The organism is Thalassospira xiamenensis M-5 = DSM 17429, assembly GCF_000300235.2.
In the GTDB taxonomy this organism is placed as follows: Bacteria; Pseudomonadota; Alphaproteobacteria; order Rhodospirillales; family Thalassospiraceae; genus Thalassospira; species Thalassospira xiamenensis.
The window spans coordinates 1,806,202-1,821,412 of record NZ_CP004388.1; the positions used below are offsets into that span (position 1 = coordinate 1,806,202).

Sequence of the window (15,211 nt, forward strand, 5' to 3'; positions counted from 1 at the left end):
ATAAATGCCGCGAATAAACGATACAGGAGAGCGCCACCGTGAATGAGATCAGCAAAATTGCCCCGGTCGCAATCTGGGAAAACTTCCAGAAGCTTTGCGATACCCCACGCCCGTCAACCAAGGAAGAAGCCGTTTTGCAGCTTCTGGAAAAGATGGCCGATGCCAAGGGTTTCGCCCATTTCCGCGACAGCGGCAGTAACCTTGTCATTTCCATTCCGGCCAAACCGGGGTTCGAGAATCGCAAGATGGTCATCCTTCAGGCCCATGTCGATATGGTGACCCAGGCCAATAGCGGATCGACCCACAATTTCGACACCGACCCGATCCGTATGATCATGGATGGTGAATGGATCACGGCCGACAATACCACCCTTGGTGCGGATAATGGCATCGGGGCGGCGGCCATGATGGGGTTCATGACCGAAGAAGGTCTTGAACATGGTCCGCTGGAACTGTTGTTCACGGTTGATGAGGAACGCGGCCTGACGGGTGCGATGAGCCTTGAGCCGGGGCGGCTTAAGGGCGAAATCCTTCTGAACCTTGATACCGAAGACGAGTACGAGCTTTGTGTGGGGTGTGCCGGCGGTGGTGATCTGGTCGCGAGTTTTGCCTATACCCCCGAAGCCGTTGAAGGCGTTCAGGTCGCGCGTGAAATTGCCCTGACCGGGCTTAAGGGCGGGCATTCGGGCATTGATATCATTCTGGGCCTTGGCAATGCCAACAAGCTGATGGCGCGTTTCCTGCGCACTGCCATTCGTGATCTTGGCGTGCGGATTGTGACCATAAATGCCGGTACGGCGCGTAATGCGATCCCGCGGGAATCCTTTGCAACGGTTGTTTTGCCGTCAGAAAAGGTATCTGCCTTTGATGGCGCGCTGAGCGCCTTTGCCGCCGAGGTCAAAGACGAGATCGGCGCGATCGAGCCGAATTTTGCCATCGCAGCCAAAGATGTCGCATTGCCAGCAAAAGCGATGAGTGCAGCGGATTCCAAACGTTTCAATAACGCGGTTGTCGGGGCACCGAACGGTGTTCACGCCATGAGCACCAGCGTTGAAGGTGTGGTTGAAACGTCAATCAATCTGGCGATTGTCAAACTGGCCGATGGGAAGGCGGATGTGACCCTTTCGGCGCGCAGTTCGATCAATTCGGCGCGGGATGCCCTGCGCGAGGTTGCGACATCGGTGTTTGAAAATATCGGTGCGACGGTGAAGTGGGGCGATGCCTATCCCGGTTGGAAACCGAACGCGGATAGCGAAGTCGTCAATATGATGAAAGCGGTTCATCGCGACATGTTTGGCAAAGACCCTGAAATCCGGGTCATTCATGCCGGGCTTGAATGTGGTGTATTGGGCGCGAAATATCCGCATTGGGATATGGTGTCGTTCGGCCCGACCATCAAACGCGCGCATAGCCCGGACGAATGCGTCCATGTGCCAAGTGTCCTGCGTTTCTGGGATTATCTTCTGGCGGCGCTGAAGGCGGTTCCGGTCAAGAACTGACCGGTTCCATCAGGCCATATCAAATGAGTTTCTGTTGCGACTGATCGTATCCGCGGTCAGTCGCAACTGTTTGTAGCGCACCATTCATCGCGGGCCTTGGCACCGCTTCCGGGAACCAGCGCATCCAGATTGACGAACCCTGTTTCGCCAAGGGCTGTTTCAATTTCAATCCAGAAATCCTCGCTTGGTCCGTCGACATAGACGGTTTCGAAGCGTGCCAGACGCCGCATGACCGGATATTCGATGCCGGGGCCTTCGCGCATGTTCAGAAGATCACGGTCAATATAATAAGGATCGCGATCTTCGCCGATCAGCTTTTCGACGGAGCGCGTCAGTTCGCTGGTCTTGTCGGCAACAAGTTGCGGGATGTCGTGACTGACAAAGCCTTGCCCCGGTCCAAACGCCACCAGCAAACAGAAAATGGCAACAAACAGCGGGCTTAGATGCAAAAGGGCATCGAGCATCCCGGCCTGTTTCCATTCGCTGCGGACCCGGCGAAGGGGTTTTCCGTCATCCAGACGCCGCAGATTAGCGCGGATCTGTTCGGCCAGCACCGACCGGTTGGTGCCGATGAAATCACTGGCTTGTAACAACACGGCCCGGGCAAGGGGTTTATTTCCGCTGCGTTCGAACGCAGTGGCCTGTGTGAACAGAAGTTTTGCATTGCCCTCTGCGGGCAGGGTGCCGCCGCGCATATTGCCAATGATTGCCCGCCATGCCGGAATGAAGCTGCGCCAGCCCCAGAAACCGCGGAGCCATGTTTTGAAACTGGCCTTAAGCGCCATGCGTTTTGCCCCTTTGGGAGCAAGATTGGCGGTGATTTTTTCGATTTTCAGGGAATTGAGAAAACCGCGCACAATGGTGAATTCAACCATGCGGGGTTGGGCGGATACGACTTCTGTCACGGCACAGCGGACAAAACCGGCCTGATCGGGCTTGGCGCGTGCTTTTGCGTGGCGCTTGGCACCTGGATGGATGTTTGATTTGCGTGCCGCGTTGCGTTCCTGCTGCTGGCGATAGGCTTCGTTGGCGCGGGCAAAGCGTTCCTCTTCGCTTTCGCGGTTGGTTTCGGCCTTGCGCCCTGTACCGGCAAAGCCCTGACGGGTGCGTTGTTGCGAATTGGCGTTTTGGGCACCGGCGGCCTGTGGGCCATAGGGCCCGTTTTGCTGTTTGCCGGCTGTGCCATCATTTGTGCCGGTACCGTTTTTACCGTTACGTGATGGGTTTGGCGGTGCCTTGCGCGCGCCGGTCAGGATTTCATAGGCTTCGGTGATGTCCTTGAATTTTTCCTCGGCGTCGATATCTGTATTGCGATCAGGATGAAATTCAAAGGCAAGCTTGCGGTAGGCAAGCTTGATTTCCTTTGCGCTGGCGCCCGGCGCAATTTTCAGCAGGCGATAATAGATCCCGAGGTGATCCTGGCTCATTCGTGAAAAGGCATCCTGCACATAAACATTGTCCCGAAGCCGGGCAGGTTAAATCACATTCACTTTATATTCGTATCGATGCTGGGATCATATGATTGAAATCTTAACACGTTGTCACTTTTGCGTATTTGCCATATTTTGCAAGAATTGATCCGCTTATCTGCGAACCGCTTAGCGAGTATCCGCCTTGAAACTTAAATTCTGGCAACGCAATGCCGACCATGACGGCGATGTCCTTGATCACAATGGTGGTCATGGTGGTGATATGGCGGAATTCGTGATGCCCGAAGGTCACAGTCTGAGCCTTGCAACAAAACTTCGTGCGCGTTGGCAGGGGTATGACAACCCGGTCGAATATTATCTTCTGCAAAAAGAAATCGATGATTACCGGGCGTGGCTTCACAAAATGCGCCTGTTTCTTGCCCGGCCTGTTGAGCCGGAACTGGGCGAGCTTGACCTTGATGATGAAATCGGTCGCTGGCCACCGGAACGAATCAAGCTTTATGCCAAGCTGTTTGATCGCGGCATCATGATCCCGGGTGGTCATGATTATGCGTTGGAACTGGCAAAGCCGCTTGCACTTGACGAGACGCTGAGCTGCCTTGAAATCGGGGCGAAGCTTGGCGGGGTTGCGCGTTTGCTTGCCGACAAGCTTGGTGTCTGGGTAACTGCCTACGAGCGGGATGGCGAACTGGCGTTGCTGGGGATGGAGCGGTCCGTGCAGGCCGGAGTTCAGAAAAAAGTCCCGGTGCAGGCCTTTGATCCGGCCAACCCCGATTTGCGCAAAGCCTATTTCAACGTGGTTTATTCGTTTGGCGATCTTTTCCACATCGAAAAAAAGGATGTCTTGCTGGTCTCGGTGGCGGAAACGCTGCGTGATCACGGCCAGATATTGTTGACCGACTATGTCCTGACGTCCGAGGGCCACGAAGATGAGGTGGCCAATTGGGCAAAGTATGAGGACTTCAAACCGTTTCCATGGACGGCTGACCAATACAAAAAGGTGTTGGGCAAGCTGAAATTCGATATCCGTATCGCCAAGGACGAGACGGATGTGCATGTCAGTCAGATCAAAGCCGCCTGGATGGCGATGCTGGCAGATATCCAGAACAGCGGTTTGGACCCGGATGTGCTGACATATCTGGTGCCAGAGATGGAAATGTGGATGAATCGCGTAAAAATGCTTGAAAACGGAACGCTAGCCTTTTATCGGTTCTACGCAACGATCAGGTGATTGCCCTGTTTCATGTCTACGGCGGGCGACGAAGGAATGGACTTTGTCCGGAATTCTGTCGCTGCAACCTGTTTTAGGTGTTGACAGGGGCTGGGTGTACTTCTATTTTCCGGCTTCCTCGAAGGGGCCAAGTTTCTAAGGTTTACTATTATGAAGATCCGGAACTCATTGAAATCCGCGAAGCTGCGGGAAAAAGGCTGCCGTATCGTGCGCCGCCGTGGCCGCGTATACGTGATCAATAAAAAGAACCCGCGTTTCAAGGCGCGCCAGGGTTAATTCCCGGTACCTTGTTCTCTCAGGTTTTACAAAACGCCGCATCGGTTTATCCAATGCGGCGTTTTGTGTTTTGCGGCTTGCCAACCCTTTTCTTAATCAATGCCATCTATCGGAATGGTATAGACAGCGGTTGTTTCGCTGCGTCCGCGCAGCAGAATTTCATCGGCAAGACGGGCCTGTGACGGGTCTGAAAGCTGATCGAATGTGGTGCTTGCGATCAGGATGCGCGTGCCGAGTTCCTTGTTCTTGGCTTCCAGTCTGGCTGCACTGTTGACCGCATCGCCGTGTACGGTGAATGTCAGACGGTCCGGCGCCCCGACATTTCCCGCGACCAGCAGGCCGGTATTGATCCCGCAGCGACAGCGCAGTTCTTCACCGTCAAACAGTTCATTATGAACCAGCGTTTGCAGGGCGACTGCCGTTCGCACCGCCGCATCGGCGTGACCGGGCACCTCGTCAAAGGCATTGAACACGGCAAGGATGGCATCGCCCTGAAACTGGGTAATGATGCCGCCATTTTGTTCGATGATTGCCGTTGCCTTGGCAAAATAGGCGTTCAGGATGGTGACGATCCGCTGCGGGGCGATCTTTTCGCTTAGGGTCGTAAAGCCGACCAGATCGACAAACAGGATGGATGCCTCGCACTGGCGGGATTGGATATTGCCGGTGTCATCGTCAGAGGCCAGCAATTGCTGGGCGATGGCCGTTGGCAGGAATTTGCCAAACAGCCGTCCGATGCGTTCGCGGTCACGCAGGGTGATGGCCATATTGTTGAATGATCGTGATGCATCGTTAAATTCGATGATATGGCTGCCGGGCAGGATCGGCAGATTGTCAAGAATACCGGTTTCAAGTTGCCTTGTTGCGGCGGAAAACCGTTTAAGCGGGCGCGTGAAATAATGCGCGATCATGACGGCCAGAATGATGGCAAGAACCATGATTGCCGTTCCGATCAGTGTCGCGAGCTTCAGGCGTTCCCATTCGCGGGTAAAAACGGTCGGATCAAAATGCATGCCCATTACAATTGGAAGACCTGCCGATTCTTCAAATTTCCGGGTGATGATAACGTGGTATCCGCCCTCGGTTTCGAGTGCAGAGGCCGTCGAACCATTGGTTCCATCAGGTGTTCGGCCGTCGTTGAAATCAAATGTCTGCCACTGGTCCATCTGTGCAAGAACCGGATCGGCAAGGTCGCCGATACGGGGCAGGACGCCAAGAACATCATCGGTTCCAATATTTGCGGGCGGGTGCAACTGGTGCCAGTCGGGCAAGGCGGGATGGGCAATGACATGATCATTGACGATGACAAATGGCGTGCGTCCGGCCTCTGTCGGGTCCGTTTTCAGATCGCGTGAAAAATCGCCAAGTGATACAAGCTGCACAAGCGATCCGATATATTCCCCCCTTTGAAACAGCGGGATCATTTCGGTAATCACGACCTGATTGACCAGGCTGTTCCAGCGTGGAAACTGCGTGATGCTTTGGCCCGGGCCAAAGGCGATCAGGGATCGGGCGATGATGTCTTCCTGGGGATCGGCCTGGCGCGAGACAGTCCTGTCCGTCTTTGGATCGTACCACCGGAAACGACCATCGGGCATCAGAAGCCCGATGGCGGTCACATCGAGTTCATTGGTCACAAGGGCCGCCAGGGTATTGTCCCAGATGGCAGTGTCATCGGGTGAAAGATCGCCATTTGCCACTTCGCGGGCGACCCAGATATTGCGGCGTTGCATCCGTTCGATCCGGTTGCGCATGGCATTTTGCGCGTCTTTCAGGTCGGCATGGGTCATCGCAATCCATAGATTGCGGGTGTTGTCATAAGCCGTATCAAGGCCAAGGCGAAGTGCAAGCCCCACACCGAGTACGCTGGTCATAAAAAACGCGCCCAGCAATACGCCAAGTATCGAAAAACGCCCCCTGCGTTTGGTCATCATATTCCCCGTATGCCCCCAATGGCCCGGTTTGTTTTTCCGGGTTATCGGCAAAGCTTACTGATGATTGAACGCAATGAAAAGCATATCGCGCGGGTCAATTCCGGCAGGTATAGATTAGAGTTTCGGTATGACGGCCACGCAACTGGATTTGTCCGGCTTTTACCACCCGCTCGGGATCGGAAAGGAGATCGCGGGTGCTGTCTGATAGAAGGATGCGGGTTCCCAGTTCCTTGTTTTCCCGTTCAAGCCGCGACGCGGTGTTCACGGCATCGCCGTGCACGGTAAAGGACAGGCGGGCACTTGCGCCGACATTCCCGGCGATCATGCGCCCGGTATTCACCCCGCAGCGGCAATGAATGGAAAGTCCGTCGAACTGGCGGGTTTTGACGGCATGCTGAATGGCGATGGCCGAATCAAGGGCCGCATCGGCATGGTCATGCAATTCATCAAAGGCGTTAAATACCGCAAGAATTGCGCCACCCTGGAACTGGGTAATGATGCCACCATGTTCTTCGATAATGCCGGTCGCGCAATCAAAATAGGCATTGAGCATCGAGATGATCTGTTGCGGTTCAAGTTCTTCACATAATGTCGTGAAGCCTTCGATATCGACAAACAGGACAGTTGCCTCGCACTGCTGCGGCGGAAGAACCCCGGAATCGGTTCCCGATGCCAGAAGTTTGCGGGCAATGGAGGCCGGCAGGAATTTACCAAACAGGCTGCTGATCCGTTCGCGGTCATGGACGGCCTTGATCATGTGATTGAATGATCGTGCGGCATCATCATATTCGCGAATACGGCTGCCTTTAAGGTCGGGGAAATCGTGGTTTTCGATACCATCTTCCTCAAATGCCCGGGCGGCAGCGGCAAAACGGCGGATCGGTTTGGTAAAGTGACGGGCAATGATCACGGCAACGATGATCGATAGCAGCAAAACAGTCCCACCCATCACCGATGCCAGAACCAGCCTGTTCCATTCGTCATCAAACAGTTCTTCTTCGAAATGGATCCCGATGATGATCGGCGAGAAGGGGGTATTCATCATCTGTTTGGTGACGATCATCGAATAGCGGCCATCAAGATCAAGGCCGGACAGGCGAAGGTTTTTGGCTTCGGGGCGTTTTTTGCTTTCATCGCCAATATCAATGGACTCGGACTTGCCGATATTGGCCAGAACCGGATCGCCGATATCATTGATCGTCGGAAGGGGAATAGGGCTGCGTGCGATATCCGCGCCATTTACCAGTGCCGATGCAGCACTATCGCCCCATTCACGAAGACGTGGATGGGCCATGACACGGTTTCCGGCGATCAGGATAAACGGAACACCAGGCAAGTCCTCGCGCCCACGGATAAGGCTGTTGGACAGGTTTGACAGTGACAGATACTGGATGAATGTTCCGACGTAGCGGCCGTCCGCAAACAATGGAATCCAATCAGCAATCACTGTCTGCTTGAAATAGGGGTCCCATCGTGGAAAACCGGTGTGATTAACCGTTGGTCCGCGTAAATGCGCCAGTTCTGAAAAAATAACATCATCGCTGGGCAATGTACGGCGGATTTCGCTCATATTTTCGGGATTATAGCCGATAAACTGGCGGTCGCCGGTAATCAGACCATAGGCCATCACATCGATTTGCGACGCCGAAAGTGCGCGCATCGCATTGTTCCAGCCATACTGAAAGCTTGGATCCAGAGCGCCACTTGCCACCTGATCGGCGACCCAGACCGCACGTTTACCCACATTGTCCATCCGTTCATGCATGGTTCGCTGGACCGATGTCAGGTCCAGATCGCTAAGCATGACCCAAAGGTTGCGGGTGTTTTGATAGGCGGCCCCAAGTCCGACATAAAGGGCAATACCGACACCAAGAATGCTGGTGACAGAAAACCCGGCAAGCAGAACAGTCAGGACGGAATATCTGCGTTTTTCAGCCAATTTTTTGAAAATTCCCGAACAGAGGCTCCCCAACCCGGGGGCAGTTTATCGTCTATCAAATTTCGTGGAAAGGATGATTGAGCTTGCCGTGCGTTTAATTCCGGGCAAGGCCCCGATTTGGTCAAGAACGGTATCAAGTTCTTCGGATGTGTCGGCGGCAATTTCGGCGATCAGGTCATATTCACCGGAAATCGCAAGGCACCGAATGCAGTGGGTTATTTTCTGAAGCGCGCCGACCACCCCGGCAGACTGTTTCTGTTCGACCTGTATCATGACTTCGGCAAGCAAAAGCGCACGTGCTTGTTCGCCAAGCTGTATTGTGTATCCGGTTATGAACTTTGCCTTTTCAAGGCGTTCAAGGCGTTCCTGAACAGCACTTCGTGACAGATCGACATCACGCGCAAGGGCCGCAATCGGGGTGCGGGCGTTTTGTTGCAGCCGGGCGATCAGGCGGCGATCAATGTCATCAATGTTGCGTTTCATCGGTGTAGCCCGTGATTTTAACGGTTAAATCATGAGAAATGACAGTATCGCCGGGTTGTAACCGGCAGTCCAGCGGAAGACCATCAAGACAGCATAACAATAACGTTATCAGGGCCATAATCAGGCGGGGCCACGCATCATATGCGGTCAAAGGCGTCAAAATGGGAGTTTGCTGAAATGAAAAAAGTTCTGATCCTTGGGGCAGGTAAAATCGGTCGTATTGCTGCTGTCATGCTGCGTGAAAGTGGCGAATATGCGGTGACGCTGGCGGATTCCAACGGGCATATGCTTGAAATTTGTGCCAAGGATGATGCGGCAACGCTGGTCAAGGTTGATGTCACCGACGAGGCGGCATTGACGGATGTGGCCAAAGGCCATGATGCAATCCTGTCGACCTGTCCGTTTTACCTTAATGTCGCGATTGCGCGTGTGGCGCGCAGTGTTGGCGCATCTTATTTTGATGTCACCGAAGATGTTGAAACCACCCGTGCCATTCGTGATATTGCCAAGGATGCCGATGGGGCGTTTGTGCCGCAATGTGGTTTGGCACCCGGCTTTATTTCAATCGCGGCCCACGATCTTTTCAAGCGGTTTGATAGCGTTCAGAACCTGCGTCTTCGTGTCGGTGCCCTGCCGCAAAACCCGACCAACCGGTTGAAATACAACCTGACATGGTCGACAGATGGTCTGATCAACGAATATCTGAACCCGTGCGAAGCCATCCACAAGGGTAAGCGGATCGAGGTTCTGCCGCTTGAAGGATATGAGCGTTTCACCATCGATGGCACCGAATACGAGGCATTCAATACATCGGGCGGGGTCGGTGCGCTTTGTGACATGCTGGAAGGCAAGGTCGAAAACCTTGACTACAAGACCGTGCGTTACCCCGGGCATCAGGAAATCCTGAAAATCCTGATCGAAGACCTTGGGCTTGGCAAGCGCCCCGATCTGATGAAGGAGATCTTTGAAAAGTCGCTACCGATCACAAGTCAGGACGTGATCGTGATTTTTGCCGATGCAATTGGTACCCGCGATGGCGAGCTTTGCGAGGAAAACTTTATCCGCAAGGTTCATGGCACGGCAATCGGTGGCAGGAACTGGTCGGCGATCCAGATCACGACGTCGGCCGGGCTTTGTGCGGTGATGGATATGGTCCTGACCGGCAAACTGGCGGGCAAGGGATATATCCGGCAGGAACAGGTTTCGCTTGATGATTTTCTTGCCAACCGTTTCGGCCATTACTTCAGCCACGAGGATTGATGAATAACCCCCGCATCATGCTTTTTGGTATGATGACAAACTTTGCCATCCGGTCTTGCCAGGCCGGGTGGTTTTTTGTGTGTGCTTGCCATAGTCAGAGCCCATATTTTGTGGCAAAGACGTGGTTTGTTAACGCTTGGCGCCTATGGTGGCGGATTAAACAAACTCTCGGGTGGCGATACGATCCTTGTCTGATCTTGGCGAGATGTTCCGGTTTGCAATCGACCTGTTTGAAACGGGTCAACTGGCGGAGGCAGAAAGCGCCTGCCGCAAGATGACGCTTGCCTATCCGCAGGCGGCAGAAGCCATGCATCTTGCCGGTCTGGTGGCGATGAAACAGGGCAATGGCGATATCGCTGCCGAACGCATGGGCCGGGCTGCAATCGCGGACGCTAATAACGCTGAAATCCAGCACGACCATGCGCAGGCGTTAAAGGCAGTCGGAAAATTGCGCGAAGCCGTTGGTGCGTTCAAGCGCGCGATTCGCCTATGCCCCGATTCCCCCGCACTTTATTGCAATATCGCCAATACCTATCGCCAGCTTGATGAACTTGAACTGGCGCATGAAAATTACATGCTGGCCCTTCGACTGGCACCCGATGTTGCCGAAATTCATGCCAATCTTGGGGCATGCCAGTATGCCATGGGGGATATCGCCGGGGCGGAGGAATCCTGCACAACCGCGCTCAGGCTGCGTGATGATATCGTCAATGCACTTGTGCTTATGGGGCAGATCCGGCTTGATCAGGGGCGAACGGTTTCGGCATCCGAACCCCTTTTGCGCGCCCTTGAATTGCAGCCGGGACATCAGCGCGCCCTGACGGCCTATGGCGATGCGCTTTTCCGACTGGGACAGTTTGCCGGGGCGCTGCATTGCCTGCGTCAGGTTCTGGCACTTGATCCGCAGGATGCCGGGGCGCGGCGGACGCTTGCACTGTTGTATTTGCGAACCGGGCAGGGGACCGAGGCGATTGGTGCGCTTGAAGCACTTTTGAATGCAAATCCCAACGATCCCGAACTTCTTTTGATGATGGGCGAGGCATTAAGCCTTGCCGGACGTCACAGCGAAGCAGTCGAGCGATTTGGGGCGTCGATTGGTGCGGGTGGTGGCGATGACGCCGTGTTCCGTCTTGCGGTCGAACTGGCGGAAGAAGGCGACGCGGCATCGGCCCAATCGGTTTTGCAGAACGCCATTGATCGCAAGATTGCGATTGGGGAAAATACGGCGTTGTTCCGAACGGCCCGCCGATTGCTGTTTGCGCCGGTCCCGGCCGATCTGGCGGCACAGAATGACGAAGTTGTTCGTGATCTTCTCGACGATACGCTTGATGACGATGATCTTGACCTTGATCTTGGCCAAAGTGACCTGATCGATCCGATTACCCTGACACGGTTCCCGCCGGTATGGCGTGCGGCCCTTCGTCCCGAAGGCGATGCACAATTGCGTGCAGTTGGTCATTATTGGGAACGGTTGGTTTCAGGTTATGACGTGCCTCATGTTGCGGCGCGAACCCGGCCAAAGGGTGGCAAGGTCCGGCTTGGCGTTGTATCGGCCAATATGCGCGATAATGGTATTGGTCGATGGATTGCGGGGCTGGTCCGGGCGATTGACCGGGACCGTTTTGATATTACGGTTATCCGCCCGCCACTGGGCGAGGATGACATTACCGCCCGCATCGACGCCGAGGCCGATCTGGTAGTGCCATTGCCGCTTGATCCGTTGCATTCGGCGCGCGTGATTGCGGGCCTTGACCTTGACGTTTTGCATTATGCTGATCCACAGGCCGATGCTTATACGATGTTGCTGGCAAGCTGGCGTCTGGCACCGTTGCAAATTGCCGGTGGCGGGATTGCCGCGACGACCGGGCTTGCAAATATTGACTGCCACCTGATTGCCGAGGATTGGGAAACCGCGGGCGGTGAAACCCGCTTTAGCGAGGAATTGATCCGTCTGCCCGGATTGTTTGTCAATGCAACACGGCCCGATGAGATCACCTTGTCGCCGGGCGATTTGCAGCGCCGCTGGCGGATTGATCAGGATCGGAATACCTATCTTTGCCCGCAGCCGCTTGATGTTCTGACGGCTGATTTTGATCCGCTGATTGCCGAAATCCTGCGTCTTGATGAAACCGCCGAACTTTTGCTGATCGCACCGGAACGCGATAGCTGGGACGCGGCATGGGGGCGGCGGTTTGCTCTTAACTATGCCGATGTCGCCGGACGCATGCGGTTTGTTTCGGTGCATAGTCGTGCAGATCTTCATTCCCTCCTATGTGCGGTGGATGTGGTTCTTGAAAGTCCGGCATGGAACGATGCGATGCTGGCGTTTGACTGCCTTGGTCTTGGTGTGCCGCTGGTGACCTTGCCGGGCAAGGGCGCACGCTCACGGCGTAGCCATACCTGCTATCGCCAGATTTCGGTTTTTGATTGCGTTGCCTATCATTCGGCGGATTACGTTGAAACCGCCCTGACACTGGCAACAGATAAAAGGCGACGTTCGGTGGTTTCACAGGCCATTCGCAATCGTGCCCATGTCCTGTTCGGGCAACGGTCGTCTTTTGAAACCTATATGAACTTCCTTGAAGATCGGGCTGCTTGATAAGCTTGTTGCCCCATAAGCAAAGCCTGACAACTGCCTGGCTTTGCTTTGTCTGGCTAGGGCTCAGCTGAGCGCGTCGATATCGGCTTCTGACAGGGCCGCTGGCACGATGGTCAATGGCAGGCGCAATTGACCAACCACATCTCGGTTGGTCAATGCGGTGATCAGTGGGCCTGGGCCGTCGCTGTTGGTGCCTGCGGCCAGAACCAGAATGGAAATCTGTTCTTCTTCGTCGAGCAAATTCAGAAGTTCGTCTTTCAGGCGTCCTTCGCGAATGAACAGAAGCGGCATGGAGCCGGTCTGTTCATGGACATAGGCGGCCAGTTCGTTGACGCGTGCTTCGGCGTTTTCGCGCGCTTCTTCCTGCATCAGATCGCCAACTGCCATCCAGTGCTGGAATTCAGCAGGTTGAATGACGCTTAGCAGCGCGACACGCCCCCCGGTATGCTGCGCACGGCGACAGGCATAGCGAAGCGCCTTGGTCATTTCGTCACTATCGTCGACCACAACAAGGAACGTGCGATCCGTGGTGGCAGTACGCAGTTCGCGGTCGGCATCAAATGAATTCATGTCGTCCTGTCCTGAATAAAATGGGTTCCGGGTGAATGGGCACCAACGTGCGGGGCGAGGCGCAATCAAGCCGGACAGACAAAGTTTGCCGTAATTCAAGGCCGGTTTCCAAGCTATTTTTCAAGCATTCCGACAAAGAAAATATCTTTACGCAACTGCAAAACGCGATGGTGCATGTGAGAAAATCCCCAGATGAAAGGGACCATTCGCAAAAGTTCAATCAGTGATTGGAGCCCGGATTAGCGTTTGCGGAAGGCGACGCTTGCGATCCAGCCGGCACCGATCGCAATGATGACGGCGATGATGCCATAAAGTGCCGAATAACGATGGGCGAAGTCATAAACTTCTGCGCTTACACCGGTTTTTGATACGACCAGCGGCGTTGTTTTAACGCTGGCAATGCGTCCGTCACGGATGAGATAGACATTGATGGTGTAGGTACCGGTCGGGGTATTGGCCGGAAAATGGATATCGGTCCGGAAAAGCTGATTGGACAGGAAGCTGATTTTGGCCGGGCGCTGGTTGAAAAGGCCGGCCGCGCGCATGTTGCGCAGCAGGGCATCTCGATAATCGCTGCTGTTGCGATCCTTGTCGTCTATTTCAGTGACAAAGCGTTGATGTTCAAGCCCGATACGGTAATCGTTGTAAAGCTGGGAATTGGCGATGATTTCCATCGGCCGGTTCGATGCGCTGGCATAATAGGCGGGCACATTGCGGAATGTGGCGCTTTCGCTGTTGACCCAGATGCCAACTTTCCGTTCCTTGCGCCGCACGACCATATCCTGATCAGGACCCTTGACCGTCACGATCACATCGCCTTCGCTTTGCACGGCACCAAACAACAGAACATCGGTGCCGGTAAAGCCGGTGGTAATGGCGACCAGGTGGTTGGAAAGATCGACTACCAGTGCTTCGGAGCGCGCGCGTTCAGGCGCGGCCACGGCCAGCACCGCTGCAACGGCCAGCAGTGTGCGGATGATCGCGCCCGATTTGTGCATTACAAATTCTCCGGCGCGACGGAATACAGTTCGGTCGGCGTGATCACCAGATCGAACAGAAGTTTCAGGCAAACCGAAAGTACCAGAAGCCCCAGCATTGCGCGCAAATGCTCTGCCTTAAGCCGCGATCCGAATTGCGCGCCAAATTGCGCCCCGATGACCCCGCCAATCAAAAGAAGGATGGCAAGGGCGACATCGACGGTCTGTGTCTGGATTGATTGCAGGAAGGTGACGTTTGCCGTCACAAAAATGATCTGGAACAGCGACGTCCCGATAACGACACTGGTCGGCATGCCAAGGATATAGATCATGGCCGGAACCATGACAAACCCGCCACCAACCCCCATCAGAGCTGTCAATAATCCGACAAAGAGCCCGACAAGAAGCGGCAGTAATGCGCTGATATAAAGGCCCGAGCGATAAAACCGCATTTTAAATGGAAGGCCATGCACGAAGCTGTGCTGGTGCTTTTTGGTGCGGCGGAGCTGCCCGCCGCGGCGTCGGGTACGGAAAATGGCGCGCGATGCTTCGATCAGCATCATACCGCCAATGATCCCCAAAAAGATCACATAGCAAAGCGAAATGACCAGATCGATCTGGCCCAGGGAACGTAACCATGCAAAGACCCAAACCCCGGCGGTCGATCCGGCAATACCACCCGCAAGCAGCACGAGGCCCATTTTAAGATCGACATTGCCGCGTCGCCAATGGGCAAAAACCCCGGAAACAGAGGATGCTACGATCTGGTTTGCCGCGGTGGCAACCGATACTGCGGGGGGGATTCCGTAAAAAATCAAAAGCGGCGTGATCAGAAATCCGCCGCCAACGCCGAACAATCCGGACAAAAATCCGACGCCGCCGCCAAGCCCCAATATCAGAAAAATGTTTACCGACATCTCGGCAATAGGCAGATAGATTTGCATTGCGGGCGGGCATCAGCGTTTGATTGATTCTGGAAAATCAGTCTAACATATTGTGCAAATGCAACAATC

Annotated in this window: 12 protein-coding genes; 5 read left to right on the plus strand and 7 right to left on the minus strand. The window is 54.6% G+C overall.

Going from position 1 to position 15,211, the window contains the following annotated elements; translation table 11 throughout:
• Window positions 1–38: 38 nt before the first annotated feature.
• Window positions 39–1,499 (plus strand): aminoacyl-histidine dipeptidase, encoded by a 1,461-nt coding sequence (locus tag TH3_RS08540; protein ID WP_007090007.1) that lies wholly within the window; start codon window positions 39–41, stop codon window positions 1,497–1,499.
• Between the two features lie 56 nt (window positions 1,500–1,555).
• Here TH3_RS08540 and TH3_RS08545 read toward each other — a convergent pair whose 3' ends face one another.
• Window positions 1,556–2,926 carry a DnaJ domain-containing protein gene (locus tag TH3_RS08545; protein ID WP_007090006.1) on the minus strand — a complete coding sequence of 457 codons (1,371 nt, stop codon included), beginning with the start codon at window positions 2,924–2,926 and terminating at the stop codon, window positions 1,556–1,558.
• A gap of 187 nt (window positions 2,927–3,113) precedes the next feature.
• Here TH3_RS08545 and TH3_RS08550 point away from each other — a divergent pair, with 187 nt between their 5' ends.
• Together TH3_RS08550 and ykgO are read left to right on the plus strand one after the other, a co-directional pair.
• Window positions 3,114–4,160: a methyltransferase domain-containing protein gene (locus TH3_RS08550; protein ID WP_007090005.1), complete on the plus strand. Its 1,047-nt coding sequence runs from the start codon at window positions 3,114–3,116 to the stop codon at window positions 4,158–4,160.
• Window positions 4,161–4,310: 150 nt separating this feature from the next.
• A complete protein-coding gene (gene ykgO, locus TH3_RS08555; RefSeq protein WP_007090004.1) occupies window positions 4,311–4,436 on the plus strand; it encodes a type B 50S ribosomal protein L36 in 126 nt (41 codons plus the stop codon).
• A 92-nt stretch (window positions 4,437–4,528) separates the two neighbouring features.
• Here the strand turns inward: ykgO and TH3_RS08560 are convergent, their stop codons facing one another.
• The 3 genes from TH3_RS08560 to TH3_RS08570 form a co-directional block, all read right to left on the minus strand.
• Entirely contained in the window at window positions 4,529–6,310 is a 1,782-nt protein-coding gene (locus TH3_RS08560) for an adenylate/guanylate cyclase domain-containing protein (protein ID WP_167710563.1), read from the minus strand.
• 154 nt (window positions 6,311–6,464) lie between these two features.
• Window positions 6,465–8,309, minus strand: coding sequence for an adenylate/guanylate cyclase domain-containing protein (locus tag TH3_RS08565; protein ID WP_007090002.1), 1,845 nt, complete (start codon window positions 8,307–8,309; stop codon window positions 6,465–6,467).
• Window positions 8,310–8,354: 45 nt separating this feature from the next.
• Complete coding sequence (locus TH3_RS08570) at window positions 8,355–8,792, minus strand: Lrp/AsnC family transcriptional regulator (protein WP_007090001.1); 438 nt, start codon at window positions 8,790–8,792, stop codon at window positions 8,355–8,357.
• Between the two features lie 177 nt (window positions 8,793–8,969).
• On the opposite strand from TH3_RS08570, the gene TH3_RS08575 reads away from it, so the two are divergent.
• Together TH3_RS08575 and TH3_RS08580 are read left to right on the plus strand one after the other, a co-directional pair.
• The gene (locus tag TH3_RS08575; RefSeq protein WP_007090000.1) at window positions 8,970–10,052 is read left to right on the plus strand and encodes a saccharopine dehydrogenase family protein; all 1,083 of its coding nucleotides are present in this window, start codon (window positions 8,970–8,972) and stop codon (window positions 10,050–10,052) included.
• 187 nt (window positions 10,053–10,239) lie between these two features.
• A complete protein-coding gene (locus tag TH3_RS08580) occupies window positions 10,240–12,651 on the plus strand; it encodes a tetratricopeptide repeat protein (RefSeq protein ID WP_007089999.1) in 2,412 nt (803 codons plus the stop codon).
• Window positions 12,652–12,714: 63 nt separating this feature from the next.
• Here TH3_RS08580 and TH3_RS08585 read toward each other — a convergent pair whose 3' ends face one another.
• The 3 genes from TH3_RS08585 to TH3_RS08595 all read right to left on the minus strand — a co-directional run bounded on the left by TH3_RS08585 (window position 12,715) and on the right by TH3_RS08595 (window position 15,142).
• Window positions 12,715–13,221, minus strand: coding sequence for a universal stress protein (locus TH3_RS08585; protein WP_007089998.1), 507 nt, complete (start codon window positions 13,219–13,221; stop codon window positions 12,715–12,717).
• A 239-nt stretch (window positions 13,222–13,460) separates the two neighbouring features.
• Window positions 13,461–14,219, minus strand: coding sequence for a TIGR02186 family protein (locus TH3_RS08590; protein WP_007089997.1), 759 nt, complete (start codon window positions 14,217–14,219; stop codon window positions 13,461–13,463).
• The gene (locus TH3_RS08595) at window positions 14,219–15,142 is read right to left on the minus strand and encodes a sulfite exporter TauE/SafE family protein (RefSeq protein WP_007089996.1); all 924 of its coding nucleotides are present in this window, start codon (window positions 15,140–15,142) and stop codon (window positions 14,219–14,221) included. Before TH3_RS08595 ends, TH3_RS08590 begins: the two co-directional genes overlap by 1 nt.
• Window positions 15,143–15,211 lie beyond the last annotated feature (69 nt).